Genomic DNA, 13,050 nt, shown 5'->3' with positions numbered 1-13,050 from the left:
CTTAAAGAATTGCTTTTAAACGCTTAACTACTTCTTCGCATTGCGCTAAATCGGCGACTAAAGCCATACGTACATGATTTTCCCCAGGGTTGCCTTGATCTGTGTCGCGAGATAAGTAACGACCTGGTAAAACTTTAATATGGGCTTTTTCCATTAGCATCTTGGCAAAAGTTTCATCGTTATCGACTTTTAACCAATAATAAAAACCTGCATCTGGCTTTTGCAGAGGTAATAAGTGACCTAGTTCGTTTTGGAATAAATCAAACTTTGCACGATATTGCTTACGGTTTTCTTCAACATGGTCTTCATCATTCCATGCCGCAATTGATGCAAGTTGATGTTGAACAGGCATTGCTGCACCATGATAAGTACGGTACTGCAAATATGGTTTTAATAATTCTGAATCGCCCGCTACAAAACCTGAGCGTAAACCCGGCAAGTTTGAACGTTTAGACAGTGAATGAAATACGACACAGTTTTTATAGTCATCACGACCAATTTCTGCGCAAACTTCTAATAAACCTGTAGGTGCTTGATCGAACCAAAGTTCTGAATAGCATTCGTCAGAAGCAATAACAAAATTATATTGATCAGATAAGGCAATTAACTTTTTGAATTGTTCTTTAGAAAGCACAGTGCCAGTTGGATTACCCGGCGTACATACAAAAAGAAGGGCAGTTTTTTCCCATACTTCTGCGGGTACAGCATCAAAATCACCTAAGTAACCATTTTCTTCGGTGCAATTGATGAAATAAGGTTTTGCGCCGGCAAGTAGCGCTGCGCCTTCGTAAATTTGATAAAACGGATTCGGCATTACCACATACGGTGCGTCTTCACGGTTAATGAGCGCTTGAACAAATGAGAAAATCCCTTCACGTGTACCAGACACTGGCAAAATATGGTTTTCAGCACTAATGCTATTAAGTTTAAAACGTTTAGTTAGCCAGTCTGCAATACTTTGGCGAAGCTCAGGTAAGCCTTTGCTGTTTGGATAAGTTGATAGATGATTAAAGTTGTCAATAATTGCCTGTTTAACAAACTCTGGTGCTGGGTGCTTAGGTTCACCAATTGATAGTGGAATCAAGGGAAGATGAGCAGGAGTGATATCCTTAAAAAGTTGGTTTAACTTTTCAAATGGATATGGGTGCAATAACGACAAGCTAGAGTTCATTAAACAGTTACCAGATAGTTGAGTTTCAGTGCTGACAAATTTGATTAGATGCTTCATCTAATGCAGCTTTAAGCTTTTCCGAGAAGAGTTTGACCTCTTCGTTATTTAACGGTTTTCCATCTTTTTTCGTGACAAAGAAAATATCTTCTGCACGTTCACCTAAAGTTGCAATTCTAGCTGAATGGATGTCTAAACCTTGCATCATAAATAAACCACCTACACGTGCAAGTAGGCCGGGGTGATCGAGTGTTGAAATTTCAACCATGTTTTGCTGTAACGCTTCATTCAATGTAACGTCAACTGTATTTTCAATATCAAAATGACGTAGTTGACGTGGAATACGACGTTGCATAAGTCCTGGATATTGGTCTGGCTGACTAAGCGCTTTCACTAATGCAGTTTTAACTGTTTCTTCGCGTTCAGGGTCGGTTAGCAATGTACCAAAGCGATCAAGTACAACATATGTATCTAAGCTAAATGCTGTACTTGCAGTGATAATTTTTGCATCCTGAACGTCTAAGTTCATGCGGTCCAAAACTGCTACAGTCGTGGCAAAAAGGTTGGGTTGGTCACGTGTGTATATAAAGATTTGTACGGCATCTTGCGCAGCTTTACGGTGAGCACGTAACAGTACTAATGGCTCTGGGTTATCACCGTGTTTCAAAATTGCTTGTGTGTGCCATGCAATTTCATCTGCCGATTCTTTAATGAAGTATTCATCGCCCAGTTCTTGCCATACTTTTTCAACGTCTGCCAATGAGAAGTTATTCACCAGTAATTCACTTGCTGCAAATTTGGTGTCTTCGATTAGCATTTGATAGTCAACAGGACGGCTTAAACCTGTACGAATGACATCGCGGGCATGCGTATAAAGTTGACGCATAAGCGAAGCACGCCATGTGTTCCACAGTTTTGGATTTGTCGCATTAATATCCGCAACTGTTAAGGTATATAGATAATCAAGATGTTCCATATCGCCAAGTTTTTCGGCAAAATCTTTAACAACATCCGGATCGGAAATATCCTTTTTCTGAGCAGTGAGTGACATGAGCAAATGGTTGTGAATGAGCCATGCAATTAATTTACATTCACGCTCTGTAAAACCATGTGCACGTCCAAACTCAATCGCATCTTCTGCACCAAGTTCACTATGGTCTCCACCGCGGCCTTTGGCAATGTCATGAAATAATGCAGCAATAAACACAATATCTTGACGTGCAAGACGTTGGAAAACAGAGCTTACAACAGGGAACTCTTTAGCAAATTCTGGTTCTTTAAAACGGTTTAAATTGCGCAGCAATAATAATGTGTGTGCATCAACTGTATAGATATGGAATAGGTCATATTGCATGAGACCCATAATCTGACCAAAGGCTGGAATATAGTTTCCTAAAACACCATATCGTTTCATCGCAACCAAAGTATCGTATAAACGATATGGTGAGCGAATGATTGACATGAATAGGGCTTGATGCTCAGGATTATCTCGAAAATTTTGGTTAATACGTTTTGCAGCAAGAATAAGTAGGCGTAAAGTACGAGCGCGAATACCTTCAATATCTGGTCGATTAGCCAAAATATAGAATAGTTCTAAAATAGCACTTGGATGTTCTGCGAAGATTTTGTGGTGCTGTACGGCTAGTTTATTGTCGACAATCTTAAAGTGATCATTAACGACTTCAATTTTACGTTCGTAATTTGGTAAACGCGGAGTAATCACCGATTCGCTAAAATAGGCCAACAACATTTCATTGAGTGTTGAAACCTGTTGAGCTGTACGGTAGTAGCGTTTCATGAACTGCTCGACACCGTAGTTTACAGGCTGACCTTCCTGACGGGTGTAACCAAATTGAGCCGCAATTTCTCTTTGATGATCGAACAGAAGACGGTTTTCATCACGCTTCGCTAAGCGATGTAAATGGTGACGAATTTCCCAAAGAAAACTTTCAGCTTCTTCTAAAACGTTTAATTCGAATTCTGAAATAAAACCTAAATGAACTAAGTCATAAATGCGGTTTACGCGGAAATGACGCTTAGCAATCCAACCAATCTGGTTAATATCACGAATGCCGCCAGGCGCATTTTTAATGTCAGGTTCTAAGTTGCTTTCAGTATTGTTGTGTTGGTGGTAACGCTTAGCTTGTTCAGCCATTTTTGCATCAAAAAATGTTTTGTCTGTCCACGTTTGCGAAACAATACGACGCGGCCATTTTGCAAGTTGACTATTACCCGTAATTAAACGAGCTTCGATGAGTGTAGTTGCAACAGTTAAATCGGTAGCAGCTTGTTCAACACAGCTTTGAATGGTGCGAACGCTAATACCGGGCTTAAAATTGCCAACATCCCATAAAGAGGAAATGAATGTAGAAATGCGTTTTTCATTTTCTTCGTTAATTTCATGTTCCGATAAAATCATGATATCAACATCGGAATAGGGCAACATTTCACGGCGCCCATAACCACCCACAGCAAAAAGACCTAGTCCTGTCTGGTCAAGTTCGGCATGTTTCCACAAAAAGATCAGTGCTTCGTCAACTAGGTCTGAGCGCGCTTTAATGACTTCTCGAATAGATTGCCCATTTTCATATGAATCCTGCAATTGCTTTTCTACATCCGTTCGCCATTGATTAATGGCTTTAATATCATGATGGCTTGTAACGTAGTTCAGCAATGGCGATGTATTGATCATGAAAATGGGTCTACCAAAAAGTAAATATTAAGAGTTGGTGTTTACGCTTACTTGATCAGCGGTTTCTTTCGCTAAAGTACGAGCAAGATCCGTATTTTCTGCACGCGCAGTTGCCACACCCATACGACGTCGTTTGAAACCTTCTGGTTTACCAAACAGACGTAAGTCGGTATTTGGGTTAGCCAATGCCGTATTTAAACCGCTATAGCTTAAGTTATTGGCATCGACCCCAGCATAAATAACTGCACTAGCAGCAACACTATGGCGCGCCGTATTCACTGGCAATCCTAAAATAGCACGAGCATGCAATTCAAATTCGCTTTGAAATTGTGACGCTAAAGTCACTAGGCCAGTATCATGTGGGCGAGGCGAGACTTCACTAAACCAGACCTTGTCGCCTTTAATAAACAGTTCTACACCAAAAATACCACAGCCACCAAGTGCTATTGTCACTTTATTCGCAATACGTTTTGCTTCTTCAAGTGCAGCAACGGTCATAGGTTGGGGCTGCCAGCTTTCTACATAATCACCTGCATCTTGACGGTGACCAATTGGGTCGCAGTAGTGAGTTTCGATTTCACCAGTTTCAGGGTTTTTAGCACGAACGGTAAGTAATGTAATTTCAAAATCAAAATCAATTTGAGATTCAATAATGACCGTACCTTGGTTAACACGACCGCCTTGCATCGCATATTCCCAAGCAGTATCGACTTCATCGAAACTTTTTACACGAGACTGACCTTTACCTGAAGATGACATTACTGGTTTTACAAAGTTTGGATAACCAATATCATCAGAAGCAGCGCGGAAGCTTTCTAGTGAGTCAGCAAAGCGGTAAGCAGAAGTCGGTAAACCAAGTTCTTCAGCCGCAAGACGACGAATGCCTTCACGGTTCATAGTCAGGTTTACAGCTTTAGCAGAAGGAATAATCGTTGCAGTTTGGCTCGCTTCAATTTCAAGCAAAACTTCTGTAGCGATGGCTTCAATTTCTGGAACAACTAAATTCGGTTTAATTTTCTCGATGAGCTGTTTTAACTCAGTTGGATTAGCCATATTTAACACATAAGAAAAGTGTGCAACTTGCATGGCTGGCGCATAATCATAACGGTCGGCTGCATGTACTTCTACACCAAGGCGTTGTAAAGAAATTACAACTTCTTTGCCAAGCTCTCCTGAACCTAACAATAAAACTTTAAATGCAGAAGACTGAAGTGGGGTACCGAGTGTCACGCTCATGCGAATCGTCCTGACAAAATTATTTTTTTAAGCATAGCAGAACTTATGATGGAGTTAAGCTTTATGACACATAAAAAGATTAATTTTGTCGGACAATTAAAATGTCACTTTTTTAGATATTAACTTGATAATTTAAAAGCAACTCATCTGCATTTTTACCGCGGATACCCCAATTTTCTTTAGGGGTTTCAAAAATCGTAATTTCAATATCTTGAGGAGCTATTTTGCATTGTTCTTCAATATTGCGAAATAAAGTTTGAATGAGTTGTTTCTTAGTAGCTGGGCTACGTCCAGCAAACATTGAGAGTTCAATAATAATGTAGTGTTGGCTACGGTCGGAAGGATAGATAAAATTTCCAGGCTTAAGACTAATAAAACGCTGAAATCTTTTTTCGACAGGATATTTCAACTCTTGAATTAAAGCTTGATGGATTGCATGAGAAAGTAATTCTCGATACTGCATAATCGTTTGTTCATTCGCGTAAATTTTAACTTGTGACATTTTTATCTCTATGAAGTCGGTAAGATTATCTTTTTAATCAATTCAAAAATTAGATTTTTACGCCAGAAGTTTCAATCTTAAAGGCTTCTGGCTAGGTTTCATTTTATATAAGGAAGATCAGTTTATCTATTTATAAAGGTAAATATGTATAGATCAGGCCATAAACAATTGCGGCAGTTAACGTTGCCGGAACAATTTTCTTAAATTTAAAATAAAGGCCTGCTAAAACCAGAAAGCCAATAAGCATGGCTAAGCTTTTATCTGGATTTTCAAGAAGTGGTGGAAGAGTGGCAACCACAAGCATGGCACTAATTGCAGATATACCAATACAACCCAAAGCAATTTTTAGCCAGACTGAACCGCGTCTTTGCTCGGTACCTTTTAGCTTTTGTATAACAAAAAATGGTCCAAAACGTGAGGCGAAATTGGCAATACCAACAATGATACCGACCAGAATAATCTCTAGGTTCATTTTAAACTTCGACCTCTTCTTGTTGTTTCAGCACATAATGTTTAAACAAGCCGGCTAAAATGCCTGAAAGAATACCAATAAAAATAGCCGCAGATAGGTTAATCCAATAGCATGACAACGCTGAAACGACTAAAGATACAGCAACTACAAGGCTATGCTTTCGCTCAAATGCCGCTAATAAAAAACTTAAAAATAAAGCAGGTAATAAGAAGTCTAAGGCTGCTTGTAAAAACTTTGGAAGATGAGCGACTTGATCTGCAAATAATCCGCCTAACAATGAGCCAGTTGCCCAAGCCATCCAACTAAATAGACTCAAGCCTAACATCCAAGACTCAGACCATTGCTGACGACGTTGTGACAGTTGGATCATTCCACTTGCAAAAACTTCATCGGTTAAGCCCCATGCCCACACCGCCGTTTTTTTAAGATTTAATTTGTTTGGAATCAGGTTGTATAGCGCTGGTCCATAAAGCACATGGCGAATATCAAGTGCAATGACTGTTAATGCAGTTAACCAGATAGATGAACCACTGGCTAGAAGTGCGACAACTAAGAACTGACTGGCTCCGGCATACATTGAGCAAGATAGGAAAAAAGCTTCCCATGGTGTAAAACCAAACTGAGATGCAGAAACGCCAAAGGCAAAAGAAACGGGTAAATAGGTGAGTACGATAGCTTGACTATCTTTGGCGCCTTGCCAAAAAGTTGCCGTTTGGGCAGGCATCAATTGTTGTTCGGACACAATACACCTTGGCAATAAACCAAATGATAAAAATACTTGAAAGATTGAGTATTGTAGCCGAATTTAATAGCATAGTGCCGAAATGTTTAATCGGCAGTTTGCTATGTTCAACGCAAAGATTCGTTTAGTTTATATCGCCATGTTGAGTGCAGGTATTTTTGCATTGCAGGGCTGTGACAATGGTAATCATGAGGCAGAAAAAAAAGTAGAAATTAAGCCAGCACCTAAACTAACCAATGATGCAACTGTTTATGCTCAAAAAGCATGGACATTAATTAATACGGTTGAACATTTGGTTTATGAAAAGCAACTGAGTCAAATCGATGACAAAGTTCGTAAACCTTTACGCCAATTGAGCACTGACTGGCGTATTAATGTAAAAATGACGGACTCAGTAACTGAAGGGAAATACGCACTTTGTCGTAAAGCTCTAACGAGTCTAGATGTATGGGCTCGTGAAACGCTTGAAAATAATGATTCAGTTGCTAAGAAGCAAGCTGATTATGAGCGAGATAAAGCTCAGTGTAAGGATGCGATCGATACGCCAAATCTTGGAAATACTTCGCCAAAATAAAATTTATAAATATAAAAAAGCGAGATGATTAATCTCGCTTTTTTGCTTTTAAAACGATAATGAGTGAATGTTAATTAAGGTTTTGTTGCTGGTTTCATTGCATCATGTTTCATTTGAGTTGCATCGTGCTGAGCATGCATAGATTTCATCATTGCTTCATGTTTTTGTTCAGTCATATCTTTTTTAACATCTTGTTTTGCTTTTACTGCTTCTTTTTTAGCAGTTGCTTTGCCATGTGCAGCAACACATTTCCCGCCTTTATGATTTGGCCCTGTACCACCTTGTAATTGAGTTCCTTTTGGACATGCAAATGCCGAAACACTTAACATAGCCAATACGCCTGCTGTAAGAATTGTTGATAATTTTTTCATGTTAATCAGCGCCTTGTTGAGTATTATTGCTCAGCTTGAGTGTAAAATGAAAATATCTGCTTTAAAACATTTATTTTGTGAAATAGAGTTTGAACAATGTGTTGTTTTGCAGCGTTATCTATTTTTTTAATTTGGTTTTAAGTTTTTGTCATATAGCGGGCTATGCAAAGATTAGGAATGGGCTTTAGCAACTACTTTCAATTTCTCAATATCTAGAATCTCGATTTTTCTAAAAGCAATTTTAATGATTTTCTGTTTTTCGAGCAGACTCAGCTCATGGTTGATGGTCTGTCTGGATGTGGTCAGCATATTTGCCAATTGTTCTTGAGAAATATGGATGACATGATCTTGAATAAGAATATGATTCCCATATCCTTCTAAAATGAATAGAAGACGTTGAGCAAGCCTTTGAGAAATACTGCGTGTTTGGATAGCAATCTGTTCTAAGAAAACGTATCTGAGTTTTTGACTGGTTAAACGTGCAAAGTAGTACCAATAATATGGATTGTCTTTGAGTAATTCATTTAATGGTTTTGCTGGAATATGCAGAACGGTACTTTTTTTCAAAGCAATCGCATCGTGTGAGCGCGGTTCATGATCAATCAGGGATATTTCACCAAACCACATAATTGGTTCAGCAATTGCAGAAAGCGCTTCATTACCATTTACATCGACATAACCTAAGCTAATTGAGCCTTCAAGCACAGTATAAATGCCATCAAATATATCTTGGGCACGGAAAACATAGCTGTTTTTTTCAAAGGTTCTTTGCTTACCATGCTCTAGAATAAAGTTTTGGAATGCTTCTGGAAGCACACTAAACCATGTGTTTTCTTTTAATCGGTTAATATAAATAATGTCCAATATTGGGCCATCCATGAAAAAAATTCATTACTTTGTCAAATAGCTGACAACTTTAAGTTTTCTTTATTTGTACAGTATGACTATAGATAGATGAATAGGGAACAACTCATGTCAAATCTGGAGCAACAGCTTAGCAAATATGCGGCTTACCACTTAAATCATAAAAATATTTTGACGCATTTTATTGGTATTCCGCTCATCGTTTTTTCAATTTTATGTTTAACAGCGAGAGCAGGAATCGATATTGGTAGTTTTAAATTGACTTTAGCCATGGTGTTGATTGCAGCTAGTACGATCTATTATTTTATTTTGGATAAAGTATTTGGTTTGCTCATGCTGATTCTTTTAGTCGCTGTGTATCCACTGGCGAGCCAAATTGCTCAATTGTCTTGGGGAGGATGGTTGGCCGCAAGTATTGGTTTCTTTGTGGTGGGGTGGGTCTTTCAGTTTGTTGGGCATTATTTCGAAAAGAAAAAACCAGCTTTTGTTGATGATGTGATTGGACTTGCGATAGGACCGTTATTTGTATTGGCAGAATTTATTTTTATGCTGGGTTTTAGAAAGCCTTTGCATGAGCGTATTTTACAAGAGGCGCACAGTAAACGAGAGGCGATGGATCTTAGCCATTAACAATAAAAAAAGCCCCAACATAATGGGGCTTTTTCTTAAGCTTTAAACTTAAACGTTAAAACGGAAGTGCATTACATCGCCATCTTGAACAACGTAAGTTTTACCTTCTAAACGCCATTTACCAGCTTCTTTAGCGCCGTTTTCACCGTTGTATTGTACGAAGTCATCATATGCAACAACTTCAGCACGGATAAAGCCTTTTTCAAAGTCAGTATGAATCACACCAGCCGCTTGAGGAGCTGTTGCGCCAACTTTTACTGTCCATGCACGTACTTCTTGTACACCAGCAGTGAAATAAGTCTGTAAACCTAAAAGCGCATAACCTGCACGAATAACCACATTTAAGCCTGGTTCTTCCATGCCCATTGCTTCTAAAAACTCAGCACGATCTTCATCTTCTAACAATGAAATTTCAGCTTCAATTTGGTTGCAAAGAGGAACAACAATTGCATTTTCTTCAGCCGCAAGTTTTTTAACTGCTTCTAAGTGTGGGTTGTTTTCAAAACCATCTTCTGCAACGTTTGCAATATACATGGTTGGTTTTAAAGTCATTAAACCAAAACCACGAACTAATTTACGTTCGTCATCAGACAAATCAGCTGCACGAGCTGGTTTACCTTCGTCAAGTAAAGGTTGGATTTTTTCTAAAACTGCTTTAGTTGCTACAGCTTCTTTATCTCCGCCTTTAGCAACTTTAGTTAAACGTAAAATTGCTTTAGCAACAGTTTCAAGATCGGCAAGTGCAAGTTCAGTATTAATAGTTGCAATGTCGTCTAATGGATCAATTTTACCATTTACATGAATCACGTTTTCATCTTCGAAACAACGTACAACATGTGCAATTGCATCAGTTTCACGGATGTTAGCAAGGAATTGGTTACCTAAGCCTTCACCTTTTGATGCACCAGCAACAAGACCTGCAATGTCCACAAATTCCATTGTAGTTGGCAAAATACGCTGTGGTTTAACAATCGCAGCAAGTTTGTCTAAACGTGGATCTGGTACAGGAACAATACCTGTGTTTGGTTCAATGGTACAGAAAGGGAAGTTTTCCGCTGCAATTGCTGCTTTCGTTAATGCATTGAAAAGGGTAGATTTCCCTACGTTTGGCAGACCAACAATACCGCAATTAAAACCCATGAAAACCACTCACAAATGTGTAAATTAAAAATTGTGGCTGATTTTACATGAAAGCCATGACAAAGTCATGGCTAGAGCAGGGTTCTGTTGAGTTTAAACTTTGCGTTTATCAAGTTGCTGGGCTAATGCATCACCTGTGGCTTGTATTAACATCACCAAAACAATGAGCACAAAAATCACAGCCAGCATAATTTGCATATCAAAACGTTGATAACCATAACGATAAGCAATATCTCCTAAGCCACCAGCACCAATAGCACCAGCAATGGCAGAGGAGTTAATCATGGTCACAATAGTCACAGTAAAGCCTGCCACAATACCTGGTAAAGCCTCTGGCAAAAGCACATGCCAAATAATTTGTTTACGGTTACAACCCATTGCTTGTGCTGCTTCAATTAAGCCTTGATCGACTTCACGTAAGCTGACTTCTGCAATACGGGCAAAGAAAGGAATTGCCGCAATCGTCAATGGAACAATAGCTGCCCAAACGCCATAACTCGTACCGACAATCCAGCGAGTAAGCGGAATGAGTGCGACCATTAAAATAAGAAAAGGCACAGAACGAGTAATGTTAATGACCCAACCTAAAGCCTGATTAATTTTTTGTGACGGATGAATGCCGTGCTCAGAAGTGCTGACTAAAACAACAGCAATCGGTAAGCCAATTAAAAAAGCAATAAACGCAGATGCACCTACCATGAGTAAGGTATCTACAGTTCCAGTAATTAATAAATCAATGAGCTGGTCGTGCATAGCCAAGTACCTCAAATTGTGCAATTGCAGTTGATGCGTCTTGTCGTATAGATGAAAGATCAATTTCTACGTTCGGAATACCCACTAAAAGTGAACCAATAATGTGGCCTTGAATGGTATCGACCTGACTTTGATATAAATTGACGGGTGCTTTAAATCTAGCCAGTAATTCTTGAATATCCGGAACCAGATGTGCTTCAGCCTCATATTTCAGTTTTAGAATAATATGAGTCGAATCTTCATCGGGCAGAGGGTTGATTTTAAAAGGCAGAGTAATCTGCTCAAGGTTTAACAATTCTTGAGTAATCTGTTGTTCTGGTCGTGAAAACACAGACCAAACTTGTCCAGCTTCTACAATTTCACCTTGGTCAATCACCACGACTTGATCGCATATTTCTCGAATGACCTGCATTTCGTGAGTGATGAGTACAATGGTTAGGCCAAGTTCCTGATTAATCTTCTTAAGTAAAGCCAAAATAGTGGCGGTACTTTCAGGGTCAAGTGCTGAGGTTGCTTCATCACAAAGTAAAATTTCAGGGTGGTGAACAAGTGCACGTGCAATACCGACACGTTGCTTTTGCCCGCCAGAAAGTTGTGACGGATAATGACCAGACTTATCTGCAAGACCTACGAGTGCCAGAACTTCATTTACACGTTGGTCGATATCTGCTTTGTTGTAATTGGAAACTTTTAAGGGCAATGCCACATTTTCCCAGACCGTTTTTGCAGACATCAAATTGAAATGTTGGAAAATCATTCCAATTCGCTGGCGTGTTTGGATGAGCTCAGCATGACTCAATTCAGCAATGTTTTGTTGATGAATGTGAATACTGCCTGTATTTACTTGTTCTAAGCCATTTAAAGTGCGGAGTAGGGATGATTTTCCTGCACCACTTTTACCAATAATGCCTAAAATCTTACCTTGAGGAATATCAAGGTTAATCTCTTTTAAAGCATGCAGTTTTTGACCCTGCGATTGGTAAAACTTATTTAAACCACGAATTTTGATATGGGGTAGAGAAAAATCAACTTGTGATCCAAAACTCACCATCGTCATTCTCCTTATTTCCAGCCTTGAAACCACATACCTTGGCCAAAGTCTTTATCCAGAATATCTTGTGCTTGTTTTGAGTTCTGGAATGCTTTAACAAAGGTTGCAAGTTTTTGGTTTTTGTCTTGGTAATCGCGACGGGTCACAAACAAAATTGCATATTTTTTATCGATTGGATCTAAAAATAATGCGCTATGTGGGTCGGTTACCTTTGCCATTTTTAAGTAGTGGGGGAAGCCGAAAATTAAATCGACATCGTTATATGCATGTGCTGTTTGTGGGCCTTCAACCTCAACAAAGCTTAGCTGTTTAGGATTGGCAATAATGTCTTGAGTCGTTGAAAGCTCATTGTTGCTATCTTTCAGCTGAATTAAGCCCGCGCGATGGAGCAAAATTAAGGCACGAGCTAAATTGACGGGATCATTTGGAATAGCAACACGTGCTTGCGAAGGTAAGTCTTCAAGTGTTTTATATTTTTTTGAATATAAACCTACATGACTTCCTGAGCCCACGGCAAATGCATGTAAGTCATAACCAGTTTCTTTAACAGCATTGCGTAGAAATACACTTTGCTGGAAAAAGTTTGCGTCAATATCGCCGTTTTGTACGGCAACATTTGGTGCTCGCCAATCAGAAAATTCAACGAGTTTGACATGAACGCCTTGCTTTTCTACTTCATTGGCAACGCTTTGTAATAACTCAGCATAAGGTGGACTAATGCCAATCGTTAACACATCATCGGGTTGCTTATTTTTAATATAACGGTAACCGACGAGGCCCAGAACTACGATAATAATCGTAATTCCGAGTAACCAAGATTTAGGTTGTTTGAACTGAATCGCCATAATCTTTCCG

At 39.1% G+C, this 13,050-nt stretch carries 14 protein-coding genes; 2 read left to right on the top strand and 12 right to left on the bottom strand.

The genetic code is table 11. The annotated features are described in order from the left end of the window. Position 1 precedes the first annotated feature (1 nt). The 6 genes from dapC to F935_RS07945 all read right to left on the bottom strand — a co-directional run bounded on the left by dapC (position 2) and on the right by F935_RS07945 (position 6,794). A complete protein-coding gene (gene dapC / locus F935_RS07970) occupies positions 2–1,171 on the bottom strand; it encodes a succinyldiaminopimelate transaminase (protein WP_016138450.1) in 1,170 nt (389 codons plus the stop codon). A 25-nt stretch (positions 1,172–1,196) separates the two neighbouring features. Next, positions 1,197–3,860: a [protein-PII] uridylyltransferase gene (gene glnD, locus F935_RS07965; protein WP_016138449.1), complete on the bottom strand. Its 2,664-nt coding sequence runs from the start codon at positions 3,858–3,860 to the stop codon at positions 1,197–1,199. A 27-nt stretch (positions 3,861–3,887) separates the two neighbouring features. Next, positions 3,888–5,096, bottom strand: a complete 1,209-nt coding sequence (gene purT / locus F935_RS07960) for a formate-dependent phosphoribosylglycinamide formyltransferase (protein ID WP_016138448.1) — start codon at positions 5,094–5,096, stop codon at positions 3,888–3,890. A 112-nt stretch (positions 5,097–5,208) separates the two neighbouring features. After that, the gene (locus F935_RS07955; protein WP_016138447.1) at positions 5,209–5,598 is read right to left on the bottom strand and encodes a tautomerase family protein; all 390 of its coding nucleotides are present in this window, start codon (positions 5,596–5,598) and stop codon (positions 5,209–5,211) included. Positions 5,599–5,728: 130 nt separating this feature from the next. Further along, positions 5,729–6,070, bottom strand: a complete 342-nt coding sequence (ygaH, locus tag F935_RS07950) for an L-valine transporter subunit YgaH (RefSeq protein ID WP_016138446.1) — start codon at positions 6,068–6,070, stop codon at positions 5,729–5,731. A gap of 1 nt (position 6,071) precedes the next feature. Then, positions 6,072–6,794, bottom strand: coding sequence for an AzlC family ABC transporter permease (locus F935_RS07945; protein ID WP_080645561.1), 723 nt, complete (start codon positions 6,792–6,794; stop codon positions 6,072–6,074). A 121-nt stretch (positions 6,795–6,915) separates the two neighbouring features. Here F935_RS07945 and F935_RS07940 point away from each other — a divergent pair, with 121 nt between their 5' ends. Further along, positions 6,916–7,386 (top strand): hypothetical protein, encoded by a 471-nt coding sequence (locus F935_RS07940; protein ID WP_212749577.1) that lies wholly within the window; start codon positions 6,916–6,918, stop codon positions 7,384–7,386. A gap of 74 nt (positions 7,387–7,460) precedes the next feature. Here F935_RS07940 and F935_RS07935 read toward each other — a convergent pair whose 3' ends face one another. After that, positions 7,461–7,757, bottom strand: coding sequence for a hypothetical protein (locus tag F935_RS07935; protein ID WP_016138443.1), 297 nt, complete (start codon positions 7,755–7,757; stop codon positions 7,461–7,463). A 171-nt stretch (positions 7,758–7,928) separates the two neighbouring features. Next, a complete protein-coding gene (locus tag F935_RS07930) occupies positions 7,929–8,636 on the bottom strand; it encodes a Crp/Fnr family transcriptional regulator (protein ID WP_016138442.1) in 708 nt (235 codons plus the stop codon). 93 nt (positions 8,637–8,729) lie between these two features. On the opposite strand from F935_RS07930, the gene F935_RS07925 reads away from it, so the two are divergent. Beyond that, positions 8,730–9,251, top strand: coding sequence for an Mpo1 family 2-hydroxy fatty acid dioxygenase (locus F935_RS07925; RefSeq protein ID WP_016138441.1), 522 nt, complete (start codon positions 8,730–8,732; stop codon positions 9,249–9,251). 48 nt (positions 9,252–9,299) lie between these two features. Here F935_RS07925 and ychF read toward each other — a convergent pair whose 3' ends face one another. From ychF to F935_RS07905, 4 genes are all read right to left on the bottom strand, one after another. After that, the gene (gene ychF / locus F935_RS07920; RefSeq protein ID WP_002050104.1) at positions 9,300–10,391 is read right to left on the bottom strand and encodes a redox-regulated ATPase YchF; all 1,092 of its coding nucleotides are present in this window, start codon (positions 10,389–10,391) and stop codon (positions 9,300–9,302) included. Positions 10,392–10,484: 93 nt separating this feature from the next. Further along, a complete protein-coding gene (locus F935_RS07915) occupies positions 10,485–11,144 on the bottom strand; it encodes a methionine ABC transporter permease (RefSeq protein ID WP_016138440.1) in 660 nt (219 codons plus the stop codon). Continuing rightward, on the bottom strand, positions 11,125–12,201 hold the full coding sequence (locus F935_RS07910) for a methionine ABC transporter ATP-binding protein (protein ID WP_080645560.1): 1,077 nt from the start codon (positions 12,199–12,201) through the stop codon (positions 11,125–11,127). Before F935_RS07910 ends, F935_RS07915 begins: the two co-directional genes overlap by 20 nt. A 5-nt stretch (positions 12,202–12,206) precedes the next feature. Then, complete coding sequence (locus F935_RS07905; RefSeq protein ID WP_016138438.1) at positions 12,207–13,040, bottom strand: MetQ/NlpA family ABC transporter substrate-binding protein; 834 nt, start codon at positions 13,038–13,040, stop codon at positions 12,207–12,209. Positions 13,041–13,050: the final 10 nt, after the last annotated feature.

The sequence above is a fragment of the Acinetobacter calcoaceticus ANC 3811 genome (assembly GCF_000399665.1).
GTDB lineage: Bacteria > Pseudomonadota > Gammaproteobacteria > Pseudomonadales > Moraxellaceae > Acinetobacter > Acinetobacter calcoaceticus_B.
The sequence above is the reverse complement of the archived record's forward strand: the minus strand, read 5'-3'. Positions and strand labels throughout refer to the sequence as shown.

Excerpts from the sequence above, each read along its gene's own strand:
- dapC (WP_016138450.1), bottom strand. The coding sequence starts at position 1,171 with ATGAACTCTAGCTTGTCGTTATTGCACCCATATCCATTTGAAAAGTTA.
- purT (WP_016138448.1), bottom strand. The coding sequence starts at position 5,096 with ATGAGCGTGACACTCGGTACCCCACTTCAGTCTTCTGCATTTAAAGTT.
- F935_RS07915 (WP_016138440.1), bottom strand. The coding sequence starts at position 11,144 with ATGCACGACCAGCTCATTGATTTATTAATTACTGGAACTGTAGATACC.
- F935_RS07940 (WP_212749577.1), top strand. The coding sequence starts at position 6,916 with ATGTTCAACGCAAAGATTCGTTTAGTTTATATCGCCATGTTGAGTGCA.
- ychF (WP_002050104.1), bottom strand. The coding sequence starts at position 10,391 with ATGGGTTTTAATTGCGGTATTGTTGGTCTGCCAAACGTAGGGAAATCT.
- F935_RS07935 (WP_016138443.1), bottom strand. The coding sequence starts at position 7,757 with ATGAAAAAATTATCAACAATTCTTACAGCAGGCGTATTGGCTATGTTA.
- ygaH (WP_016138446.1), bottom strand. The coding sequence starts at position 6,070 with ATGAACCTAGAGATTATTCTGGTCGGTATCATTGTTGGTATTGCCAAT.
- glnD (WP_016138449.1), bottom strand. The coding sequence starts at position 3,860 with ATGATCAATACATCGCCATTGCTGAACTACGTTACAAGCCATCATGAT.
- F935_RS07910 (WP_080645560.1), bottom strand. The coding sequence starts at position 12,201 with ATGACGATGGTGAGTTTTGGATCACAAGTTGATTTTTCTCTACCCCAT.
- F935_RS07925 (WP_016138441.1), top strand. The coding sequence starts at position 8,730 with ATGTCAAATCTGGAGCAACAGCTTAGCAAATATGCGGCTTACCACTTA.
- F935_RS07945 (WP_080645561.1), bottom strand. The coding sequence starts at position 6,794 with ATGCCTGCCCAAACGGCAACTTTTTGGCAAGGCGCCAAAGATAGTCAA.
- F935_RS07930 (WP_016138442.1), bottom strand. The coding sequence starts at position 8,636 with ATGGATGGCCCAATATTGGACATTATTTATATTAACCGATTAAAAGAA.
- F935_RS07905 (WP_016138438.1), bottom strand. The coding sequence starts at position 13,040 with ATGGCGATTCAGTTCAAACAACCTAAATCTTGGTTACTCGGAATTACG.
- F935_RS07955 (WP_016138447.1), bottom strand. The coding sequence starts at position 5,598 with ATGTCACAAGTTAAAATTTACGCGAATGAACAAACGATTATGCAGTAT.